Below are 5,810 nucleotides of genomic sequence, written 5' to 3'. Positions count from 1 at the left end.
AACTTCTAGCGTTGTCATTTCCGGACGCCGACTGCGGACGCGTTTGCGCTTTTTGGCGGTGGCGGGGATGACTCCGAGCAAGGTGTAGCCAAATGCTTTTTCGATCTCTTTGACAGTTTTGAGCGATCGATCTTTACTTTCCAAATAAGCGATCGAGCTAGCTCCAAAAAAAGCACCCGCTAATAAGCCTAAGCCCCCTACTATCAGCCGCGTACTAGTATCTGCTTTCTTAGGCACGATTGCCGCTGCAACGATGCGAGCATTAGCGATATTTTTAGTTTTAGCTAACTGTAACTCTTGAACTTTTTTCAATAAATTCTGATGTGTCGCTTGTGATACTTCCAGTTGCTGCTCTAGCTGTCGCTGTGTTTGGACGAGCTGAGGCATAACCTTGATTCTTTGCTCGTAGGCAGAGCGGGAATTTTGGAGCGAGGCGAGTTTTTTAGTCAAACCAGTGAGCTGGACTTCTGATTTGAGCGATTCGGCAATCAAATTTTGTTTGAGTTCGCCAACTTTGAGCAAACCTTGAGGAACTTGAGCGTTGTTGCCAATCGTGCTGCCAATTTGCTGCGTTAATAGGGCTTTTAATTTAGATTGCTTCTCTTGGAGACTGACAATAATCGGGTTATTATCAGAGAAGCGGCTGCTTTCACTCGCTAGTTGGCGATCGACATCTTGCAGTTGCGTGATAATTCCTTGGATCCCTGGCGATTGACTGACGGCACTGACAGCCATCGCTTCTTGGGAAGTGAGATTAATTTTCTTTTTTAAGTCTTGAGTCTGCGCTGTTGCTTCTGCTAACTGCGCCTGAGCGGCACTGATACTAGTATCTAAATTACCAATAATTGTCACTGCCGATCGCGATTCTTCGGCCAGATCGACAACATTATTTTGTTGTTTGAACTTCCGCAAGGCGATTTCTGATTCAGTCATCGCCGCCTGCGTTTTTGGGAGCAGCTTGTCCATAAATAGACGCGCTGATTCTGCTTCCGCTCGCGTTGTCTGAATATCATTTTCTAAGTACACGCTCATCAGTGTATTGATGATATTCGCGGCTTGTTCTGGATTACGATCTTTATAGTCAAGCTGCAATATATCCGAACCCCCAACAATTCTCGAAGTTAAGCCAGCTTGAATATCGCTAACATCTAGACGTTTAGCTTGAGGGTATTGGCGATTTAACAGATCGGCTGTTTTCTGTAATAGGGGAATGCTCCCAATGACCTCCATCTGGGTCGAGATGGGGTTTTGAGTCGCGACTAACGGTTTGAGATCGCTGGACTCTCCTTCAGAATTACTAGGGATCAGATTCGAGCCGACTACTTTAAAGTTAGAATTTTTGAATAACAATCTCCCTTCTGCTTTATAAGATGGCTTCAGTTGGGATGCGGCTAAGAGACTCAGCGCAAATGTCAAGGCGAAAATACTCACAGCCGGAAGCCAGTGTCGTTTGACTGCTGGTAAGTAGTAGCTGAAGTTTAGATCGATAGCTTCTTTGGATTCCATACATTTTCTCTATATATTGCAATCTTACAATAAATGTTTTAGAGATTAAATCCGCCAAAATACTGACCCCGAGAGCGGTGTGGCGATCGGTTCGATCTCCTAAATTGTCATCATTCATATTTAGCGTTTTGGCGCTCGATCGAGCGCTCTAGCGATCGCATTCCAAGCTAATTTAGGTTGCAAGTTGGTGTCGAAAGGTAGCGGTCTGGCGGGAGCGCCATCTTGACGGGGAATCGATGGGGTAATCCAGTTATGCCGATCGGTAAAGCCCCAATTAACTACGGCAATTACTGCTTTTTCAGCTAGCACGGTATTGAGATAATCTTCATAGGCGATCGCGACTAGTCGATCGCGTTTGGCAATATCTAGCGGTAAGTCTTTATCGATTACATCTAGCTCTGTAATCATGATTTTCAGTCCTAGATCCGCAACATTTTTCAGAAACTTGCCAAATTTTTTATAATTTAGATCGAACCGATTGCCCCAGAGGTGAGATTGCACGCCGAGGGCAGCAACGGGAGTACCTTTAGCTTTGAGCCGCTCTAATAATTTAAGAACGCCCTGTTGATGCTCTTCGTTATATTCTAGTTCGCCCTCGTTATATACCAATAAAGCTTTTGGATCGGTACGCGCGGCAATCCGAAAAGCCATTTCGATATAATTTGGGCCTAAAACATCTAACCAGACACTTTTTCTCAGACCATCAGTTCGACCGTCTTTGACATTAATTGCCTCATTCACTACGTCCCAAGAGTGCATTTTCCCCTTGTAACGTTTGACAACAGTTTCAATATGATTGGTAAAAATTTTCTTGGCATTCTGTTTAGTCAGTGTCGCGGGGAGCCAGTCAGGTATCGCCAAAGACCAAATTAATGGATGTCCGCGCAGTAATAGTTTATTTTTGGCGGCAAACTTGGCAAAATAATCAGTTTCTTTAAAATTAAAAGTATCGACAGTCGGACGCGTCACACTCCAATAAAAACCCGCAACTACCAGGTCGAATTCACGCACGAATGTAGATTTTAGTTGCGGATTCGGGTCGAAAATAGGGCTATCGATATGTGGCAGCGCACCGTAAATTAATCCTTTAGCGCGTGCCCGCTGTTTGAGCGAATTTTTACCGACGACCCGAAAACTGCGACGCTGGCTACTTTGCAATTTTTGGTCGATGGTCATTGGATAAATCAAATAACTCAAGACCTTGGATTTTGCTAATGCCGTAATTACTAAAGCAGTCAGAGCGCCAACCCCAATGCGCAAGGTTTGTCGTCTCGATAATCGGTAGCTGCGGTGAATTTTAGCCATGTGGTTATCTACCGTTTGAATAATAATTGTTTGAGAAATAAGACCACAAATCGGGGATTTTGTTTGAAATAACGCTTCCAGAGGCGTCTTGGTTCCATCAACAGGCGAAATAACCACTCCAGCCCAATTTGCTGCATCCATAGCGGTGCCTGCTTGACGCGTCCAGAATAGAAGTTAAACGCCGCACCGACGCCGAGCATCACGGCGGGAATTTGGGCTTGATGTGCCGCCATCCAGATTTCTTGGCGGGGACAGCCGATGCCAACAAACAAAATTTGTGCTCCCGATGCCACTATTTGCTGAGTGTAGTCGTTATCTTCGGCTGGCGTTAACGCTCGAAAAGGTGGTGAAATCTGACAGACAATCTGAATCGCCGGAAATTTTTGGACTAAAAAAGCTGTAAAAGCAACTAAACTTTCAGCAGTACCACCATACAACGCGATCGGGAGATTTGCAGCAGCGGCAGCTTCACAGACGGTCAAAGTTAGCGCGGGGCCGCATACTCTAGTTGCGCTTTCGATCCCCAGTGCGCGTAATCCCCAGACTAGCGGCATTCCATCTGGGGTCACTAAATCGGCTTGATTGACAACTTGGGCGAAGGTGGGATCGTCATGGGTCTCCATCGTCATATGCACGTTCGCCGCGCAGACGCGTTTCCCGACTTTGGCGTGCGCCCAAGTGATGATGCGGGCGGTGGCATCGGCGTAGTTAGTTGCATCGACACGCATACCCACGATCTGGCGATGTTCGAGCGGGGGTAGTTCCTGCTGTGGTTTCATATCAACGTGAGATTTCATTTTGAGAGGACGAAGGAATTTGAATGGTGCCATCAATCTCAGCAGACTGGTTCGCAACGGAGACATACAGACTCACTAATGAGTCCATGTAATTGCGGATGTCGTAATGCGCGATACTTTGCCGTGCGGCGAGTCCTAGTGACAATCTTAAAGCTTCATCCTCGATCAGTTGGGTCATCGCCTGGACTAATTGCTCCCGATGACCTGGCTCGACTAATAGACCATTACCACCATCACGAATTACTTCAGGAATCCCACCCACTGGCGTGACGATAACTGGCAGTCCCCACGCCATCGATTCCAACATCGACATGGGTAGCCCTTCATGATACGAGGGGAGGATAAAGGCGTCGGCACTAGCTAATAATTTATCCCGTTGTTTGGGATTCAACCAGGTGAGGATGGAAATCTTATCCTCAAGTCCCAAACTAGTAATTAGTTGCTTGGCGGCTGCGAGATCGCCATTACCAGCTAAGACTAGCTCTGTGTGTTGGCGACTGGCGGCTGGCAGTGCGGCAAAGGCTTCAATCAGGTCGAAGGCACCTTTGTCCTGTTTGGGGAAAGAGATCAGCGATTTGGCTAGATCTAGTGCGCCACCACGTTTGCCAATTCTGCCCAGAAATACTAACTTTAACTGCTGGCGTCCTAAGCGATTGGGGATGGAAACTGGAATTTCGACGGGGTTGTATAAAATAACAGCTTGCCCTGGAGCCAGATCGAATTGGCTCGAATAATAATTTTGCCAACTCTCGGATAGGACAATAATCTTGCTACAGCTCCGAATCAAAAATTTGACGATCTTCTGCGCGAGCTGTGGTAGTCCGGCATAAAATTCTTGGAAGGTTGCGCCATGAGCGTGCAAAATAATCGATTGCCTAAGTAATAATCCGATCGAGATTAAAATCGATTTCCTGAGCATACTCCCACGTTCGGCAAAATGAATGTGAATGACATCTACGTCTTTTGTGAAAATTTTCCAAACTAACCGCTGGATCGATCTAGCAAATACCAGCATATTCTCGCTCACAGTTCCCCGCACGATCGTCGGCACATGCTCGATCCGCACTTTTTCACTCGGATTGTTCATAATCAGTTGTTCGACTGAAGTAATTCCCCCCTGAATACTAAAGCCAGTCCCAAACATTAATACTTTAATAATGGATTTTTGGCGATCGATAATTGATGACATAGCTGATTGATTGAGATGCGTAAAAATGATTTTAGATGAGAAATTAGGATCTGCTACTCGAACACTGGTTGGCGTTCGCTTAGTTGTGGCAAGCACAGCGATAAAAATGTTGAGACTTGCAGCGTCCACAAAAGGTTGTTTTGCAAGACCAGCGAACTTTCGGTAAGATTGGATAAAACCACTAAGCACAGTAATAACATCGGCAGGAAAGCATCTGCGGTCTTGACGGATCTGATATGTCCGATCGCTCTATAAACACTACCAGCAAACTCGATCGAGTAGATGGCAAATCCTACTAATCCGAGGTCGAGACAAAGATCTAAATAGCCATTGTGACCATTTGGAGCTTTAAAAGCTGAGGCATTCCAAACGTAGGCGGACGGCCCATCCAAGCCCTGCCAAAATGCACCGAATCCATATCCCAGCCACGGTTTCTCCCAAATTTTATCTAAGATTAGCGGCCAAAATTCAGTACGTCCAGTAAATGTTAAATCTTTGCCAAATGCACCAGCAATTTGGCTGGCATTAGTGGCGATCGATAAATAACCGATCGTGCCCACTAACAAAAGACCGATGAGTGCTGGTATCAAAAATAGATAGTTCCACCGGACGATTTGGAGCATAAAAAAGATACTCATCAAAACCACCAGATTAATTAATGGCGATGATGACTTGGACAACAGCAGCATGGCGAATGATATACCCAGTAAAGTCCAAAATATCCAGCGATTTCTCTTGGTCGTTAGTGCTAGCAGTAAAAAGACGATCGTACTCAGCAGCATAGTCCGACCCAGACCATTTTTATGAGTATAAATACCGCGCCAAGCTCCGGCATGAATACCGCCCATAATTCCAAACTTTGGCAGCAAAATTACAAATAACAGGCTGGCGATCGTGCCGATCCCAAACACCCATCCAAAAATATATAGTTGCTCTTTGAGTGTATATCGACTGGCAAAGTACAGCGAAAACAGCATCGATCCAGTTAAAGCGACTACCCGAGTTTGGGTCAG

General features: G+C 45.8%; 5 protein-coding genes. All 5 read right to left on the bottom strand.

Annotation, left to right across the window (positions count from 1 at the left end; translation table 11 throughout):
* The coding region (locus tag RMO35_RS13630; RefSeq protein ID WP_309741843.1) for a GumC family protein at positions 1 to 1,506 on the bottom strand (1,506 nt) is incomplete at its 3' end.
* A gap of 120 nt (positions 1,507 to 1,626) precedes the next feature.
* Positions 1,627 to 2,811 (bottom strand): endo-1,4-beta-xylanase, encoded by a 1,185-nt coding sequence (locus tag RMO35_RS13625; protein ID WP_309741842.1) that lies wholly within the window; start codon positions 2,809 to 2,811, stop codon positions 1,627 to 1,629.
* Between the two features lie 8 nt (positions 2,812 to 2,819).
* Positions 2,820 to 3,608 (bottom strand): WecB/TagA/CpsF family glycosyltransferase, encoded by a 789-nt coding sequence (locus RMO35_RS13620; protein ID WP_309741840.1) that lies wholly within the window; start codon positions 3,606 to 3,608, stop codon positions 2,820 to 2,822.
* Positions 3,592 to 4,797, bottom strand: coding sequence for a glycosyltransferase family 4 protein (locus RMO35_RS13615; RefSeq protein WP_309741839.1), 1,206 nt, complete (start codon positions 4,795 to 4,797; stop codon positions 3,592 to 3,594). Before RMO35_RS13615 ends, RMO35_RS13620 begins: the two co-directional genes overlap by 17 nt.
* A 53-nt stretch (positions 4,798 to 4,850) precedes the next feature.
* Positions 4,851 to 5,810, bottom strand: a 960-nt coding sequence (locus tag RMO35_RS13610; protein ID WP_309741838.1) for an O-antigen ligase family protein, incomplete at its 5' end; no start/stop codon positions are given.

It is taken from the genome of Chamaesiphon sp. OTE_20_metabat_361, from assembly GCF_031364565.1.
The sequence above is the reverse complement of the archived record's forward strand: the minus strand, read 5'-3'. Positions and strand labels throughout refer to the sequence as shown.